Genomic DNA, 16,676 nt, shown 5'->3' with positions numbered 1-16,676 from the left:
GCGCAGCATGATTAAAATGTTTATTTTAAATAGTAATAGGGAAAGTGCGTTTTTAGATTGATAGTAAGAGACTTATAAGGCGTTAATGGTGGCTTTATATTTCCTGATTTAAAAAGAAAGGAGGTGGGTTATTCTTAAAATTAACTTAAAATAAAAAAATGTGCCAATATAGCGGATACTTTAATAGCAAGAGGTAATTGTATAAGCGACACCAAAATTAGCAGTATCTTTATCGGCTTAAAACAATAGTTATGTTACCCCTTATAGAAAATAACGTTACCGCTATCGTGTGTTTAATTTCCGCTGTCATTATTCAGCGTATTTTTATAAAAGAATTGCGTCGTGGAACGGATAAGGAAGAGATTGAAGGTATAAAATGGTTTGGGTTAGCCATCTTTTTTTGGGGATTGGGTGCGTTTATAAACGTGTTGTGTATTACCTTATTTAATTGGGAAACGTCAAACAAAATCCTTATATATTTAGGGGTGATTATTTCGTTAGCGAATTCCCTATTTATCTTGTTGTCTTTACAATCTATAGAACACGACTCAAAACGGAGTTTAATTGTTAGGGTGGTGCAACGTTTTTCAACCCGAGAATTTGTAGGATTATATTGTGCAGTTCTAGGAATGATTGCCTTTGTGTTTGTGGCCGCATCATATAGCAATAGTGCCATTAGTAATAATTTTATTTGGCTAATCGATATCCCTATTTCGGTGTTTGTAGCATTATCGTTATTCTTTGAATTAAATAAAGCTTTTAAAAGCAGACAAATGCAGTTTATGTATTTGCCAACGTTTGCCTTGTTTACACTTATAATGATTGCGGTTTTGCAACGCATTATTCCACAAGACCGTGTTGTTGCTATCGTCGATCAGGAATTTTGGTCTTTAATGGGGACCATTACTGCTATTTCGTTTAAGTTTTTATTCATATTTCTATTCTCGATCTTATTATATAGTTGGAAATTTTTATCTGAAAATGAACAACAAGAAAGTCAGGTTAATAGGTTAACTGCCGAAAATAAAGCACTGTATTCTAAGTTAGATCACTTTGAAATAGCAAGCGAAAGTCATTTAGATACCATAAAAACGATAAAAAAGGAAATTACAGGCCTACGTGAAGCTCAAAAAACAGTATTATCCGAACGCCAAAAAGAAGTTTTAGCGTACTTAGCACACTACGGCACCACAAAATCGTATGGTGAAATAGCAGAAATAATGAACATTAGTGTCGACGGATTTCAAACCCATATTTATCAAGTTAAAAAAATATTAAATATTAGTGGGAATGCAGGTAAGGAGCAGCTAATTACCTACGCCTTAGTACAAAATCTTCGCATTAATTTAGACCAAAACCCCGCTACTTAACCATATGCTTAAGTAGCGTTAACCTAAATTTAAACATTGGTTAACCTTGCTGCTTGCGATGGTTTATCTCAATTTGGTAAAAAAAACGAATGCAGCCACTTTTAGTAATGCAGAATTCTCTAGACGATACTATAAACTACTATTTTGGCAATGCAACCCAATGGTTTGTAGATGCTGTTTTTTACGAAATCCCTATTACCGACGGTGTTAGTGTACCGTGGGCAGTAATTATCCTTATTTTGGGAGCGCTTTATTTTACGGTGTTCTTTAAGTTTGTTAACATAAAAGGATTCCGGACCGCTATTAATGTAGTAAAAGGTAAATACGATGCTATAGACGAGGTGTCTTCCAAAGACAAAGAACTCAAATCTCCCGAAAATAATAGCAGCAACACTGCAAAGGCTCCTAAAGATAAAAATAATGGTGAAGTTACTCATTTTCAAGCCTTAACTGCTGCTATTTCTGCTACGGTAGGTTTAGGTAATATCGCCGGTGTGGCAATTGCGTTAACCATAGGTGGGCCAGGAGCAACGTTCTGGATGATTATTGCTGGTCTCTTCGGGATGTCTTCGAAATTTGTAGAATGTACGCTCGGTGTAAAATATCGAGAAGTCGCTGCAGACGGTACAATATATGGCGGTCCAATGTCGTACTTAAAAAACGGACTCAAAGAGAAAGGTTTCGCTAAGCTTGGGAAAGTATTAGCTGTTATTTTTGCGTTTATGTGTATTGGCGGCTCTTTTGGTGGCGGTAATATGTTTCAAGTTAATCAAGCCTACAAACTCGTGGAGTATGTTACCGGAGGAGAAAACAGTGTTCTACACGGTAATGCTTGGGTGTTTGGTTTAATTATGTCCTTTTTTGTGGGTATTGTTATCTTAGGCGGTATTAAAAAAATTGCCAATGTTACCGATAAATTAGTACCGCTAATGGTGCTTGTTTATCTACTTGCCATTATTACTATTTTAGTTCTTAATTTTACCAAAATCCCTAATGCGTTCTTAGCAATTTGGGATGGTGCTTTTAACCCTTCAAGTATGGCAGGTGGTTTAGTGGGGGTTATTATTCAAGGATTTAGACGTGCAGCAATTAGCAACGAAGCGGGTATTGGTAGTTCCTCGATCGCGCATAGTGCCGTAAAAACAAATTATCCAGCAAGTGAAGGTTTAGTTGCCCTTTTAGAACCGTTTATAGATACGGTTGTGGTGTGTACTATGACTGCTTTAGTTTTAATTATTACAGGGCAAGTAACCACAGGAATGGAGATTAATTTCGAACAAGGTGTACTCTTAACCGCATCGGCATTAGAAAGTGGAGTCTCTTGGTTCCCCTATGTTTTGGCTGTTGCTGTTGTGTTATTTGCGTTTTCATCTATGATTACATGGTCGTATTATGGGTATCAGTCATGGAGCTTCCTATTCGGAAGAGGTAAGAAAACAGAGTACACTTATAAAATTTTATTCTGTGTGAGTACCGTAATAGGGTCAGCAGTGAGCCTTTCAGCAGTTATTAATTTTGCTGATGCGATGATATTTGCTATGCTAATTCCTAACATGATTGGTTTGTTTATTCTGCGTAATAAAGTGAAAGAAGAGCTTATACGGTATAAGAAGGTTATCGGGGCGAAATTTTAATGCTGAAAAAATAATGCTATAAAAAGGCATCTTTTTAAAGATATCAACGTCTATTATATGAACTTAAAATTTTATACCCATGAAAACTACCGAATGTACGTGTAACTGTACCAATTGTAAAGAAGGAAACTGTGCGAACTGTACTTGCGAGAATTGTACGTGTGCAAATTGCAACTGTTAAGTTATATTTAAAATGATGCACTTCAGCGTTTATTTTAGTAGCTTTATGCTAAAGTAAACGCTGTTTTTAGTCCTTATCTATGACCACAAAAGCCATTTGGAAATTATATGCAGAAGCCATTAAACACTTTATACAAAGTAAAGTGAAGGATGAAGCCGTAACCGATGATTTGCTCCAAGACACTTTTATAAAAGTACACACCAAACGCGAGAGTTTAAATGATGAAAGCAAGCTGAAATCGTGGGTGTTCTCGATTGCCAGATATACGGTTTACGATTATTTTAGACAAAACAAGTTAACAATCGATATCGCGGATAATGAGTTTCTAGCAGAAAATAATGAAGATAATGAGCATACCGAAAAAGACTGCTTACGAGGCATAATAAAAAATCTGCCTAAAAAATACCGAACACCGTTATTCTTAGCAGATATAAAAGGGATGAAGCAAGCCGATATAGCAACACAGCTACAATTGCCATTGCCAACGGTAAAGTCGCAAATACAGCGCGCAAGAACACTCATTGCTAAAGGGTTTATGGATTGCTGCGGGTTTAAACTTAATGATGAAGGGTACCTAGTAGGCGAACTACAAGAAAAAGCAGATTGTAAGGTCTGTGCGCATTAAAGCGTTAACATCCAGTGGTTCTTTATAGCTTTAAACTTTCGTAGTTCTTTTCTTAAAATTGGTAAATAGTCCTTTCCATTACTTTTAGATGTTTCTAAACGCTTACAATTTCTATACAATGCATTTGTAATGCGCTCTAAAGAGGCAATGTGTTTTTGCTTTTTTAAGGCACACAATTCTAATTCTACATTAATAATTTCGGGAGCCAAAGATACCGACTGCTGTACAATATCACCGCTAAAATAAATGTGCTCGTCTTCAGACCCATCTGCTTTTAAGTACGATAAATCTTGATTTAAATACGACGAAATACTTCTTGATAAGACAAAAATTTCTAATGCCTTTTTGTAAACAGGCAATTCAGAAAGGTAAGTAGGCATTATAGTAGACATAATTCGTATATCAATTTTACTCAAAAATAGGCACAAGTAAGCGGAAAATACTTTTTATATTAAAGCAAAACATTATATTTGCTTTAATATTTAACTAAATTATACTAATATTCTTTAATATGAGCATCGATTCCCTCAACTGGAAGATTTTAAACTGTTTACAGGAAAATGCTAGGCTCTCCAATGCCGAAATTGGACGACGCGTAGGGGTGAGTTCTCCTGCGGTCTCGGAGCGTATTAAGAAAATGCAAGACTTAGGGGTTATAGAAAGCTACAATGCAACAATCTCGTCATTTGAGGCAGGCTACCAACTTAAAGCATTAATTACTTTACGCGCCTTTATGGGGAAATTGAAGCCTTTTTTAGAGAAGGTTAAAACGTACGAGGAGGTTGTAAACTGCTACCGCATTACCGGAAATGAAAACTTTGTAATGGAGGTTGTTTTAAAAAACCAAAAGCATTTAGAGTTATTTATCGACCAACTTATTAGTTATGGTGAGACCAAAACCCAAATTGTTTTGTCGCACGTGGTTAAAAATAATACCATAAAAAAAGCAGGCTATTAACACAAATATATTCTGCAACACCTGCTTTCGTAAACCTTAAGAAGGCTCGTTTTTAAAGCTTCAGCTTAGCGTGTTTGTATTAAGTACTCTAATCTAAAGTAAAGGATTATAGGTCGCTAGTTTTCTTCATATAATTATTCAAAAATATCAGTAGCAATACGCACAACGCTCCTAAACCAGTCATCACCAACCAGGTATTATTAAAGCCAACGCCATCTACCAGTCGTAATCCTGCATTATGACCAAAAATGTGCGAAAATGAAAAAGCTATAGAGTACATCGCCATATATTCCCCTTGGTTTCCTTTTTTAGCACGTTGCAAAGCAAAAGCGTTAGAAAACGGAAAAGCAATCATTTCGCCAATCGTCATTAATAGCATCCCGACAATTAATATACCTACCCAATTTGTCATAATCAGAATAATAAAGCTGCTTGCGGTTAATAGGGCTCCAAACAATATAAGCGTTGCTTTTTTAAATTTTGTTTTATCTAACCAGGCAATTAAAGGCATTTCGAATAGAAAAATAAAGAAACCATTAAAGCCCATTAATAATCCAATTTCGAATTCACTAAGGGCGTGCTCTCTTCTGTAATAGATAGGCATCGTAGAGAAATATTGAAGAAAGATAACGCCAAATAATACCATAGCAACAAAGAAAATTAGAAATGGGAAATCTTTATAAACAGATATGGGATTGCGGACCGTGATTTGGTCTTGTACTGTTGTTTTTTTAGGATGCAATACACGTACTAATAGTAGCGAGGCTAAAATACAAGAGATACCGTTAATCCAGAACAAACCACCATAACTTATTGTGGTAATAATTAAGCCGCCTATTGCTGGTCCTGCCGAAAAGCCCAAGTTTATTGCTAATCTAATAAGGGTTACACTTCGTGTTTTGTTTTCAGGTTTACTGTAAGCGCTTAACGCCACAAACATAGCCGGTCTAAACATATCGGCAACGACCATTAATAAAAAGATACCAATGCAAATAGAAGTAAGCGTATTAAGATATTGCAGACCAATAAACATAAAACCAGAAGTTAAAAGGCTAAAAACCATTATTTTGTAATAGCCAATTTTATCAGTTAATTTACCGCCAAGCCAAGAACCTACTACCGAACCTAAACCAAATGCAGAAAGAATGCTTCCTACATCTTTAAAACTGAAATGCAACTCTTCGGTTAAGTAAATAGAGAGAAACGGAATAACCATTGTACCAGCTCTATTTACAAGTGTAATGAGAGCAAGCCACCATACTTCTTTAGACAGTCCGTTAAAGGTGTCCAAATAAGGGTTCCAGATCTTATGTACAATAAGGTTATAAATTTTCATTGTTACGTGTGTTTACCAAAGCATTCGCTTAATTTTTAGAAATAAGAAAGTCCAACAATGGTGCTGGACTTTTTAAAATGTATTTTTTAAACGTTTAAAAGCATCAGTGCACATAAGTAGTCCGCGTTGTATTTATACAAGAGGTAATCTGCTTATAATTCCTAAATTCTAATCGCATTATATTTGTACTTTCGAAGAAGTAAAACTAAGCAAAAAAAGTTTATATTGTATTTGTGAATCGAAAAAAAATCCAAATGAAAAACCTGAGTGCCCTTATCGTTATAGTTGTCTTTGTCTTAAGTTGTTCGCAAAATAAAACACCTGTTATGGGCGACACACCGTTTCAGAAAAAGATAAATTCCGAATTTAAAGATGCAACAACATCGCCTTTAAAAGCAAAGGATAGAAAGACGTTTAGAAGTTTAGACTTTTATACCTATGATAACGATTTTGTGGTTTCGGCAACAGTAAAACGAACACCAGATTCAGAATTTTTTAACATGAAAACCACTACCGACCGCTTGACTAAAAGTCGTGTTTACGGCGTGTTAACTTTTAAACTGAAGGATAGCACCTACCAACTTAACGTGTATCAAGATAAAGTATTAATGACGACCGAAGGTTTTGAAAATTACTTATTGCTTCCGTTTTTAGATGAAACTAATGGCGAGGCGACGTACGGCGCCGGACGTTACATTGATTTAGAAATACCGGATAGCGATACACTAATTATCGATTTCAATTCGGCCTACAATCCCTATTGCGCTTATAACGAAACGTACTCTTGTCCGTTAGTGCCTAGTATAAACTATTTAGAAACCATTGTTGAAGCTGGAGTAAAAAAATACAAAAAACATTAGAAGCTTTTAGCTATAAATACGCCGCCAAAAACGGCTAAGAAACCAATAATAAAACTCGCAATGGTGTATAGAGCAAAACTGGTAAAGTCTCCAGATTTTAAAAACACATGATTTTCGTAAGCAAAAGTAGAAAAGGTGGTCAAGCCGCCACAAAAACCCGTTGCTAAAAGTACTATTTGGTTTTCTGATAATACATTTTTAGCCGCCAAGCCTAGAATAATACCAATAATTAAGCTTCCAATAATATTAGCAGCAAAGGTACCATAAGGAATTCCTGTGGACTGATTGTTTAGATGCTTCCCAATGGTATAACGTAAAACGCTGCCAAAACCACCTCCAATAAAAACAAGTATTAAGTTTTTCATACGCTATAATTCTTCTAAGATTACCCTATAACACTACAATAGTATTTAATTTTTTTTAATCTGGTCGTAAAATCGGGTAGAATCCTTCTAAGTTTTTAAATGATTGAATACCTTAAATTAAATTGTGAGCAGCTGTTTTTTAAAATAGAATTATAAAAAAAGCAGTTCTCATTAAAGAACTGCTTTTTTACACCTATATTTTCTATTGTATATTATTCGATTTCTTGTTCCTGTTCTTTAACAGCAATATAAATTTCGGTAACTAAATTTGCTGGGTTAGGAGTATTCAGGGGGTTGTTTAAATACGATTCTAACATTGGGCCGTTTTCATCGGGTTTTAATCCGTTAGCTTCAATAAATTTAAACGTACTATCCCAAGCCGCTTTTAAATTGCTATAGTCACCTTTTAAGGTCGTTTTTACAGCGGTGAATGGAATAAGTTGTCCGGTTAATATATCGGTTTCCGTAGTAATTACTTTTGCCGTAGTTGGTACTGCAGACGAAAACATAACGGCATTGTTCTCTACATCTCTTTTGTGATATAAAATAAAAGGGGCACCAGCCATTGTAATATTGTTTGTTTTAGCATAAGCCATTACTGTGGGTAACATCTCCTGCATTTTAGAAACGTAGTCACTTAATTTAGTAGAGGTTGTATTATAGAGGTAGTAACCACCACTGTGTGATGTTGTTTCACTGTCGGTTGTAATACTGTATTTTTTCATTGCTGTAACCACAATACTGTCTAATTTTTCTAAACTTCGTTCGTAGTCTGAGCCAATTTGTTCGTCCATAGATCCAGAGAACGCTGTGTAAGCTTTAAACATAAATGGAAGGTTATCGCCAGAGATAGCCCAAGTAACATCAGTTGTGCCCTCAGCATTTGGAGCAAATGTCCAAGAGACATTTGATTTTGGGTAGTCTTCATCAAGTTCCATTTCTTGTGTAATAGAGGTATATGGAGATGCTGCAATTGTTCGCATTGTTCCAATACCATCATCACCTTCCCAAGAATAAGAGCCGCCAACACCGTTTGTGTTTTCTGGTAACATAATTTTTAAGCTTTCCTCTTTTTCAGCCCACGACGACCAAGATTCCCAGTTTTTAAAATCGATAACATTATCATAAATTACTGCAGCTGGTGCATTAATTGTGCGGGTACGCGAAACGTTATAGGAATTTGGTTGTACAGCAATGTAAATAGAAAGAGCTATTATAGCAATAAGTAAGAGAAAGAAAATGTATTTGAAAGCTTTCATAATTTGGTGTGAGTTAGTTATCAAATTTACTAAAATTAAATAAGTATTTTCAGTGTTTTAAAAATGATAAGAGTATTAGTAGAGTTATAAAGTAACTACTAAGTAAATATAAATTTTATGCCCGCAATAAAACTAATAAAACCTATAAATGCGAGTAGTACCCATAGTGTGCCTTTATAGTGTTGTCTGTGTAACTTAAAGTCTTTTCTGTAAGTGTAAATAATTGCGCAGATAAACACGATTGCAAATAAAACACCAAAAACTAATTGTCCTCTACTAAACATATTCTTATTTTTATGCAAAAATAACCATTACAATCTTAATTTACTTTTTTAACTATGAAAAATAAAATAAAAGCAGTAACCGATTTTCATACCGCCTTTAAAATTGGACATCGCGAGACACCAATAGCCAATTTAGGTGAGGCAAAAAATACGTTGCGATTTAATTTAATGCAAGAAGAAAATGAAGAGTATTTAGAAGCCGCCAATAATAACGATATCGTTGAGGTTGCCGATGCCTTGGGCGATATGCTTTATATTTTATGTGGTACCATTATAGAACACGGAATGCAATATAAAATTGAAGACGTGTTTAATGAGATACAACGCAGTAATATGAGTAAATTAGGAAAAAATGGTGAGCCTATCTATCGAGAAGATGGTAAAGTACTTAAAGGCCCCGACTACTTTAAACCTAATATTGCTAAGATTTTAGATCTTAAATAATGCTAAGAATAATGCAGATTGTCTCCTACAATGTTAGCGAGAAGATTACATAAAAAAAAGGGAATAATTTAAAAATTATTCCCTTTTTTAATTATATTTTATATCTCCATCCGTGTGGATCTTCTGCCAAATTATATTGTATGGCATTTAATTTCTCTTTAAAGAAAGCAGAGTAAGGAGCGTCTTGTTTTGGTAATTCGTGTTTAAACTCTTTATGCTTAAATCCTAATATAGGGTTTATAACTGCCGCAGTACCAGAACCAAAAATTTCTTTTAAACTTCCGTTTTGAGCAGCGTCGTTAATTTCTTCAACTTTAATAGGTCTAATTTCAACGTCTATATTATTATCTTTAGCTAACTGAATCACACTTTTTCTAGTAATACCATCTAAAATTCTATCACTAGTTGGTGCCGTAATTAGGGTGTCGTTTATTCTAAAGAATATATTCATTGTTCCGGCTTCCTCTAAAAATTCGTGAGCGCTAGAATCTGTCCAAATAATTTGTTGGTAACCTTCTTTATGCGCTAAGCTCGTTGGGTAAAACTGTGCAGCGTAATTACCGGCAGCTTTAGCAAAACCAACACCGCCATCTGTAGCACGGCTATATTCCGTTGCAATAAGTACGCGAACTTCTCCAGCATAATAGGCTTGAGCGGGCGACATAATAATCATAAACTTATATTCGCTTGCTGGCGATGCAGAAATAGCAGGCTCGGTAGCAATAACAAAAGGTCTTATGTACATAGCACTTCCTTTTGTGTTTTTAATCCAAGCGTCGTCTAGTTTTAAAAGTTCTGTTAAACCCTCAAAAAAAACTTCTTTTGGAAATTCGGGCATAGCTAAACGCGCAGCCGAAATATTAATACGATTAAAGTTGTCTTCCGGTCTAAATAACCAAACTTGGTTATCTTGATCTTTAAAGGCTTTCATTCCTTCAAAAACCGCTTGGCCGTAATGAAAAACTCTTGCAGAGGGGTCAAGTGTTAATGGACTATAAGGTATTACTTTTCCTACTTGCCATTTACCATCTTTAAAGTCACAAGAGAACATATGATCGGTAAAAGAGCGTCCAAACGATAAATTATTAAAATCTACGCTATCAATTTTAGACTCTTTAGCTTTAGTTATTTCTAAATTATGTTTTTTTTCTGTGTTCATGATTCATTATTTTCAGCTGCGAAAATACAGAATTAAGGCGTATAAAAAGGGATTTTACACTTAAAATAGTATATTTACACGTGTTAAATAAAACACAATTCAATATAATTAATATGAAAAACTATTTACTTATTCCAGTTTTAGCTATTGCCTTAGTCTCTTGTAAAGAGGAAAACAAAGCTACAGATGCAGCGGTTGTAGAGACCGTAACCGAAATGGTAATTCCAGAAAATGTGACGAAAGGTGATTACGAATCTTTCGGTAAAGAAATTGTAGCAGACGATGCTATTGCTGCATCTTCTATGGCAGAACATTATAAAGGAATGAAAATTGGTGATAGCATCGACTCTAAAATTATTGCTAAAATAGACGAAGTTTGTCAGGCAAAAGGATGCTGGATGAAATTAGATTTAGGAGATGAAGAACAAGCAATGGTTAAATTTAAAGATTACGCTTTCTTTATGCCAAAAGACAGTAAGGGAAAAGAAGTAATTATTAACGGAAAAGCGTATGTTAAAGAAGTGTCTGTAGAGGAACAGCGTCATTATGCTGAGGATGCAGGAGAATCTCCAGAAGCTATCGCCGCAATTACAGAGCCAAAACGCACCTATTCTTTTGAAGCTGACGGCGTACTTTTAAAAAAGTAATTTGAAACGCCAAATAATAACCACCGATGATGGTTCTAAAACTATTCATATTCCAGAATGGAATGAGCAGTACCATTCTAAACACGGCGCCATACAAGAGGCTAATTATGTGTATCTCGACAAAGGATTAATAGGGTTTTTATCTTCTGATAAACATCAAGGAAGCATTCCAAACGTATCGATTTTAGAAATAGGATTTGGTACTGGGTTGAATGCTTTTTTAACCTTGTTATATGCCGAAAAGCATCAGTTAGCGATTAAATATGTTGGAGTAGAAGCCTACCCCATTACGGCTGAAGAGCTTCAGTCGCTTAATTATTCAGAGGTCGCTTCAGACAATACATCAGAACTGTTTAATACAATGCATTCGGTACCTTGGGAGACTTTTGAAACAATTTGTGAAGTCTTTCAGCTTAAAAAACAAAAAAAGAGTTTTCTAGAGATTGATGCTATAGCAGAATTCGATGTTATTTATTTTGATGCTTTTGGACCCAGAGTACAACCAGAATTATGGACCGAAGCCGTTTTTAAAACTATGTACACCGCCTTGAAAACAAATGGCGTTTTGGTAACGTATTGTGTACAAGGACACGCAAGACGTGCTATGATAAGTGCTGGTTTTACTGTAGAAAAACTTGAAGGTCCACCTGGAAAACGACATATGCTTAGAGCGCATAAAGAGTAGTGATAGCAATATGTTAAACCTAACTTAAACATAAAGAATGATGGTGCGATATTTTGTACTTTAAATAAAAAAAGAAATGCGCGTACTAATTACTGGAGCTACTGGATTAATAGGAAGTGAAATCGTTAAACAATGTCATGATAAGGATTTATTAGTGAGTTATTTAACGACGAGTACTTCCAAAATATCTAAAGATGATAACTATCGCGGTTATTTATGGAATCCTAAAACTGAAGAAATTGACGTTGATTGTTTAAAGGATGTGGACACCATTATTCATTTAGTGGGTGCCAGCATTTCTGAACGATGGACTACCGAACAAAAAAAAATTATTATAGATAGCCGTGTTAAAACAACGGCATTATTACATAAAGCATTAGCCAATAATGCGCATTCTATTAAACATATAGTTTCGGCGAGCGCAATTGGTATATACCCCGATTCTTTAACGAATTATTACACGGAAGAAGAGGAGCAAGTAAGCACTTCTTTTTTAGGTAAGGTCGTTTCCCTATGGGAAAATGCAGTCGATAATTTTTCTTCTTTGGGCATTACCGTGTCTAAAGTACGAATTGGACTAGTTCTGTCTAACGACGGAGGTGCTTTTCCAGAATTGAAAAAACCAATAAAATACGGACTGGGCGCAAATATGGGCTCGGGCGAACAATGGAATTCGTGGATTCATATTCAGGATTTAGCGCGCCTATTTATTTATATTACAGAGCATAAATTAGAAGGGGTGTATAATGGTGTTGCTCCAAATTCAAAAACCAATGCCGAAATCACAAAAGCAATCGCAAACCAATTGGATGTGCCATTGTTTTTACCAAACATTCCAAAATTTGTAATGAAATTAGTGTTAGGCGAAATGCATATTCTGCTGTTCGAAAGTCAGCGTGTGTGTTCTAAGAAAATCGAGAATAAAGGATTTCATTTCAAGTACCACAATTTGAGTGCGGCGTTAAATGAACTGATCTAGATAAAAGTAATAGCGACGGTATAAAAAAAAAGCCATTCTTAAATTAAGAATGGCTTTTTTTTGGTGTGTATTAACAATAAAGTATTACGCTTTTGTTGCTTTAATAATGATTTTTAATTCAATTTCGTCATTAATAAATTTATCTCCAAGATCTTCAAATACAGATTTAGAACTATAATTTACAGACCATTTTGTTCTATCAATAGTAAAGGCTTCACTTGTTAAAGTTAAATCGTCACCGCTTGTAGCAACACTTACAGGAATAGTAATATTATTTTTATTTCCTTTTAAAGCTAAGTTTCCAGATAACATCATTTTGCCATCGGCATCAGTCGATGTGCCTGTAACTTCAAAAGCACCGGTAGGGAAATTTTCAACATTAAAGAAATGGTCTTCTTTACCTTCCATACTTCCTTTTAAATGGCCTTCAAGATCTGCTTTATCGTCACCTTCTAAATCGTTAACTGTAATAGACGTCATATCGATTAAAAAACTACCACTTTGGATTACATTATCTTCCAGGTTAAGCATACCTTTCTCTAATTTAATAGTTCCGTAATGCGTTCCTGTAGGCTTAAATCCTTTCCACTCGATAGTAGAATCGTCTGTAAGCACTTTATATTTTTGAGCCGTTACTTCAGTTACTGCGGCAGCTTCAGGTTCTGTTGTGTTAGCTTCTTTCCCTTCTTTACATCCAACAACAGCTAAGCCAATAGCAACAACGGCGAAAATATTTAAAAAATTTTTCTTCATAATTTTAATTTGTATTAAATGATTAGTGAGTTCAAATATAATTAATAAGACTATTAGTTTTACAAAATAAATCTTAAAGTTAAAAAGTGACATTATGACATTTTTATAAGAATGGCAGCACTTTTGCCACAAGTACATTGTGTTTAAAAAGGATACAAATATGAGTGAAGACATAGATAAAAACGAAGAAGCGGTAGAGCATCCAATGGATGAGAATACAGCTGAAGTTATTGAAAACGAAGCGCTTTCTATAGAAGAAAAGCTTACCGAAGAATTAAATCAAGAAAAAGATAAATTTTTACGTCTTTTTGCAGAATTTGAAAATTACAAACGAAGAACGTCGAAAGAGCGTGTAGAGTTGTTTAAAACAGCAAGTGAAGATGTAATACTGTCACTACTTCCTGTTCTTGATGATTTTGACCGTGCATATCTGGAAATGTCTAAGACTAAAGAAAAAGACCTTTTAAAAGGAGTGGAATTGATTAGTAAAAAATTAAAAAACACTTTAGAACAAAAAGGCTTAGCTGTAGTTGAGGTTAAATCTGGAGATAATTTTGATGCCGATGTGCACCAGGCGATCACGCAGGTGGCAGCACCAAGCGATAAGCTTAAGGGGAAAATTATGGACGTTTTAGAGAAAGGATATAAATTAGGAGACAAAATAATTCGTTTCCCAAAGGTGGTGACAGGCCAATAAAACAAAACGATGGCAAAGAGAGACTATTACGAAATACTAGGCATACAGAAAGGTGCTACAGCAGCTGAAGTTAAAAAGGCATATCGAAAAAAAGCGATAGAGTTTCATCCAGATAAAAATCCTGATGATACAGAAGCCGAAAGTAAGTTTAAAGATGCAGCTGAGGCTTATGAAGTTTTAAGTAACGCAGATAAAAAAGCGCGTTACGACCAATTTGGTCACCAAGCATTCGATGGTAGCGGCGGTTTTGGCGGCGGTCGTGGCGGTGGTATGGATATGGATGACATATTTAGCCAATTTGGTGATATTTTCGGTGGCGGCTTTGGCGGTGGCGGCGGCGGTTTTGGAGGCGGTGGCGGCCAACGACGTGTTAAAGGGAGTAACCTTCGTGTGCGCTTAAAACTTACCTTAGAAGAAATTGCTAATGGTGTAGAGAGAAAAATAAAAGTAAAACGTAAAGTTCAAGCCCCAGGTACAACATATAAAACCTGTTCTACATGTAATGGCGCTGGCCAAGTGATGCGTGTTACAAACACTATTTTAGGGCGTATGCAGACGGCAAGTACGTGTACATCATGTGGTGGAGCAGGACAAATTATCGACAAAAAACCCGACGATGCCGATGCACAAGGTTTTAAAATAAAAGAAGAAACGATTCCTGTAAAAATTCCAGCAGGTGTTGTCGAAGGGATGCAGCTTAAAGTGTCTGGTAAAGGTAACGAGGCCCCAGGTAACGGTGTTTCGGGAGATTTGTTAGTAGCGATTGAAGAAGCAGAGCACGCCACCTTACAGCGTGAAGGTGATAACTTACATTACGATTTATATGTGAGCATACCAGATGCGGTTTTAGGAAATTCTAAAGAAATTGATACTGTAAACGGTAAAGTGCGTATTAAAATTGAAGCCGGAATGCAATCTGGTAAAATTTTACGCTTACGCGGAAAAGGAATACCAAGTATTAACGGTTATGGTACAGGAGATTTACTGGTTCATGTAAATGTTTGGACGCCTAAAACATTAAATAATACACAAAAAGAATTTTTCGAAAGTATGAAAGATGATGAGCATTTCGAACCTAAACCGGAAAACTCAGACAAATCATTTTTTGAGAAAGTAAAGGATATGTTTTCTTAATTAAGAAATTAAGTTAAGAAATTATTTTTTATGGTATATAAAAAAAACCCTGTTTTTCAGGGTTTTTTTGTTTTTAAGGAAGTTATTAGCCACTTTAAAGATTAATATAGTAAAAAATAGTATATTTGGTATATTGCTGGTATTGCGCCAGTAATATTTTTTCTTTTTCATAGCAATTTTTTCCCATCCTTATTTTTAAGGGTGGGTTTTGTTTTTAGGTCGTTTTCTAAATTGATATTAAGAACGTATTACTTGTAACTATTTTATAATTTTCAACTATTTTGATAGAACAGATTAAAATACGCTATACAGCTAAACAGCAATCATTCCTTTTTTTTATATTTACAATGTGAAAATCATAGAAATATAATTATATGAACAATTTATTAGAGGTGCATTCAGTGTCCAAATCGTTTGGGGAGCATACTGTTCTCAATAATGTGTCTATAGCGGTACCTAAAGGTAGTGTTTTTGGACTTTTAGGGCCAAACGGTGCTGGGAAAACGACGCTGCTTAGAGTTATCAATCAAATAACAATGCCAGATACTGGTCACGTTTTATTGGATGGTGAACCTTTAAAAAATGCACATATTAAAGATATTGGCTATTTACCCGAAGAACGCGGGTTGTATAAAACGATGAAGGTTGGTGAACAAGCGATGTATTTAGCACAGCTTAAAGGAATGCCAAAGGCCGAAGCCAAAAAGAAACTTCACGAATGGTTTGAGCGTTTGGAAATAGGGGATTGGTGGAATAAAAAAATCCAAGAGCTATCTAAAGGAATGGCACAAAAAATACAATTTGTGGTTACCGTACTACACGAGCCAAAGTTGTTAATTTTCGATGAGCCTTTTTCAGGTTTCGATCCTATTAACGCAAATATTATTAAGGATGAGATTTTAAGACTTAAAAATGAAGGCGCCACTGTTATTTTTTCGACCCACAGAATGGAATCTGTTGAAGAGCTTTGCGATCATATTGCATTACTACATCAATCTAATAAAATTTTAGATGGCAATTTAATCGATATAAAAAAACAATATAAAACCAACACCTTTGAGGTGGGGTTAAATACCGATAATCCTGAGCAAGTACGAAAAAGTCTTTCAGAGAGATTTATTGTTAGTCCCGCCGAATTTAGAACACTTGGTAACGAATTAAAATTAAATATTAAACTGTCTCAAAACGGATCGTCGAACGAATTGTTAAGTTATTTAACAGGTAAAGGCGACGTTTCGCATTTCGTTGAGGTTATCCCTAGTGTGAATGACATATTTATTAAAACCGTAAAAAGTAATTAACACCT

The 16,676-nt window shown here is 35.1% G+C and carries 18 protein-coding genes; 12 read left to right on the top strand and 6 right to left on the bottom strand.

Going from position 1 to position 16,676, the window contains the following annotated elements:
* Positions 1-251 precede the first annotated feature (251 nt).
* The 3 genes from ES677_RS02890 to ES677_RS02880 all read left to right on the top strand — a co-directional run bounded on the left by ES677_RS02890 (position 252) and on the right by ES677_RS02880 (position 3,810).
* Positions 252-1,370, top strand: coding sequence for a helix-turn-helix domain-containing protein (locus ES677_RS02890; RefSeq protein WP_148380379.1), 1,119 nt, complete (start codon positions 252-254; stop codon positions 1,368-1,370).
* Between the two features lie 89 nt (positions 1,371-1,459).
* Positions 1,460-3,004, top strand: a complete 1,545-nt coding sequence (locus ES677_RS02885) for an alanine/glycine:cation symporter family protein (protein WP_148380378.1) — start codon at positions 1,460-1,462, stop codon at positions 3,002-3,004.
* A 260-nt stretch (positions 3,005-3,264) separates the two neighbouring features.
* Positions 3,265-3,810, top strand: coding sequence for a sigma-70 family RNA polymerase sigma factor (locus tag ES677_RS02880; RefSeq protein ID WP_148368189.1), 546 nt, complete (start codon positions 3,265-3,267; stop codon positions 3,808-3,810).
* On the opposite strand, the gene ES677_RS02875 is transcribed toward ES677_RS02880, so the two are convergent.
* On the bottom strand, positions 3,807-4,202 hold the full coding sequence (locus ES677_RS02875) for a hypothetical protein (RefSeq protein WP_148368188.1): 396 nt from the start codon (positions 4,200-4,202) through the stop codon (positions 3,807-3,809). The genes ES677_RS02880 and ES677_RS02875 overlap by 4 nt on opposite strands.
* 119 nt (positions 4,203-4,321) lie before the next feature.
* On the opposite strand from ES677_RS02875, the gene ES677_RS02870 reads away from it, so the two are divergent.
* Complete coding sequence (locus ES677_RS02870; protein WP_148368187.1) at positions 4,322-4,768, top strand: Lrp/AsnC family transcriptional regulator; 447 nt, start codon at positions 4,322-4,324, stop codon at positions 4,766-4,768.
* Between the two features lie 106 nt (positions 4,769-4,874).
* On the opposite strand, the gene ES677_RS02865 is transcribed toward ES677_RS02870, so the two are convergent.
* Entirely contained in the window at positions 4,875-6,104 is a 1,230-nt protein-coding gene (locus ES677_RS02865; RefSeq protein WP_148380377.1) for an MDR family MFS transporter, read from the bottom strand.
* 254 nt (positions 6,105-6,358) lie between these two features.
* On the opposite strand from ES677_RS02865, the gene ES677_RS02860 reads away from it, so the two are divergent.
* Positions 6,359-6,964: a DUF1684 domain-containing protein gene (locus ES677_RS02860; protein ID WP_148380376.1), complete on the top strand. Its 606-nt coding sequence runs from the start codon at positions 6,359-6,361 to the stop codon at positions 6,962-6,964.
* Here the strand turns inward: ES677_RS02860 and crcB are convergent.
* Positions 6,961-7,329 (bottom strand): fluoride efflux transporter CrcB, encoded by a 369-nt coding sequence (gene crcB, locus ES677_RS02855; protein WP_148368184.1) that lies wholly within the window; start codon positions 7,327-7,329, stop codon positions 6,961-6,963. The two genes, ES677_RS02860 and crcB, sit on opposite strands and share 4 nt — an antisense overlap.
* A gap of 212 nt (positions 7,330-7,541) precedes the next feature.
* The gene (locus ES677_RS02850) at positions 7,542-8,588 is read right to left on the bottom strand and encodes an SRPBCC family protein (RefSeq protein ID WP_148380375.1); all 1,047 of its coding nucleotides are present in this window, start codon (positions 8,586-8,588) and stop codon (positions 7,542-7,544) included.
* Between the two features lie 338 nt (positions 8,589-8,926).
* On the opposite strand from ES677_RS02850, the gene ES677_RS02840 reads away from it, so the two are divergent.
* Positions 8,927-9,316 carry a pyrophosphohydrolase domain-containing protein gene (locus ES677_RS02840; protein WP_148368181.1) on the top strand — a complete coding sequence of 130 codons (390 nt, stop codon included), beginning with the start codon at positions 8,927-8,929 and terminating at the stop codon, positions 9,314-9,316.
* A 91-nt stretch (positions 9,317-9,407) separates the two neighbouring features.
* Here the strand turns inward: ES677_RS02840 and ES677_RS02835 are convergent, their stop codons facing one another.
* Complete coding sequence (locus ES677_RS02835) at positions 9,408-10,475, bottom strand: branched-chain amino acid aminotransferase (protein ID WP_148368180.1); 1,068 nt, start codon at positions 10,473-10,475, stop codon at positions 9,408-9,410.
* A gap of 113 nt (positions 10,476-10,588) precedes the next feature.
* Here ES677_RS02835 and ES677_RS02830 point away from each other — a divergent pair, with 113 nt between their 5' ends.
* From ES677_RS02830 to ES677_RS02820, 3 genes are all read left to right on the top strand, one after another.
* Positions 10,589-11,122: a DUF4920 domain-containing protein gene (locus tag ES677_RS02830; protein WP_148368179.1), complete on the top strand. Its 534-nt coding sequence runs from the start codon at positions 10,589-10,591 to the stop codon at positions 11,120-11,122.
* A gap of 1 nt (position 11,123) precedes the next feature.
* The gene (mnmD, locus tag ES677_RS02825; RefSeq protein WP_148380374.1) at positions 11,124-11,807 is read left to right on the top strand and encodes a tRNA (5-methylaminomethyl-2-thiouridine)(34)-methyltransferase MnmD; all 684 of its coding nucleotides are present in this window, start codon (positions 11,124-11,126) and stop codon (positions 11,805-11,807) included.
* A 76-nt stretch (positions 11,808-11,883) separates the two neighbouring features.
* Positions 11,884-12,786: a TIGR01777 family oxidoreductase gene (locus ES677_RS02820; protein WP_148380373.1), complete on the top strand. Its 903-nt coding sequence runs from the start codon at positions 11,884-11,886 to the stop codon at positions 12,784-12,786.
* 84 nt (positions 12,787-12,870) lie between these two features.
* On the opposite strand, the gene ES677_RS02815 is transcribed toward ES677_RS02820, so the two are convergent.
* Complete coding sequence (locus ES677_RS02815) at positions 12,871-13,539, bottom strand: YceI family protein (protein ID WP_148380372.1); 669 nt, start codon at positions 13,537-13,539, stop codon at positions 12,871-12,873.
* Positions 13,540-13,699: 160 nt separating this feature from the next.
* Here ES677_RS02815 and ES677_RS02810 point away from each other — a divergent pair, with 160 nt between their 5' ends.
* From ES677_RS02810 to ES677_RS02800, 3 genes are all read left to right on the top strand, one after another.
* Positions 13,700-14,236, top strand: coding sequence for a nucleotide exchange factor GrpE (locus tag ES677_RS02810; RefSeq protein WP_148368175.1), 537 nt, complete (start codon positions 13,700-13,702; stop codon positions 14,234-14,236).
* Between the two features lie 9 nt (positions 14,237-14,245).
* Positions 14,246-15,370, top strand: a complete 1,125-nt coding sequence (dnaJ, locus tag ES677_RS02805; RefSeq protein WP_148380371.1) for a molecular chaperone DnaJ — start codon at positions 14,246-14,248, stop codon at positions 15,368-15,370.
* Positions 15,371-15,744: 374 nt separating this feature from the next.
* The gene (locus ES677_RS02800; protein ID WP_148368173.1) at positions 15,745-16,671 is read left to right on the top strand and encodes an ABC transporter ATP-binding protein; all 927 of its coding nucleotides are present in this window, start codon (positions 15,745-15,747) and stop codon (positions 16,669-16,671) included.
* Positions 16,672-16,676 lie beyond the last annotated feature (5 nt).

It is taken from the genome of Bizionia gelidisalsuginis, from assembly GCF_008086185.1.
GTDB classification, from domain to species: Bacteria; Bacteroidota; Bacteroidia; order Flavobacteriales; family Flavobacteriaceae; genus Bizionia; species Bizionia saleffrena.
Note: the sequence above shows the minus strand (reverse complement) of the source record. Positions and strands in the feature narration are given on the sequence as shown.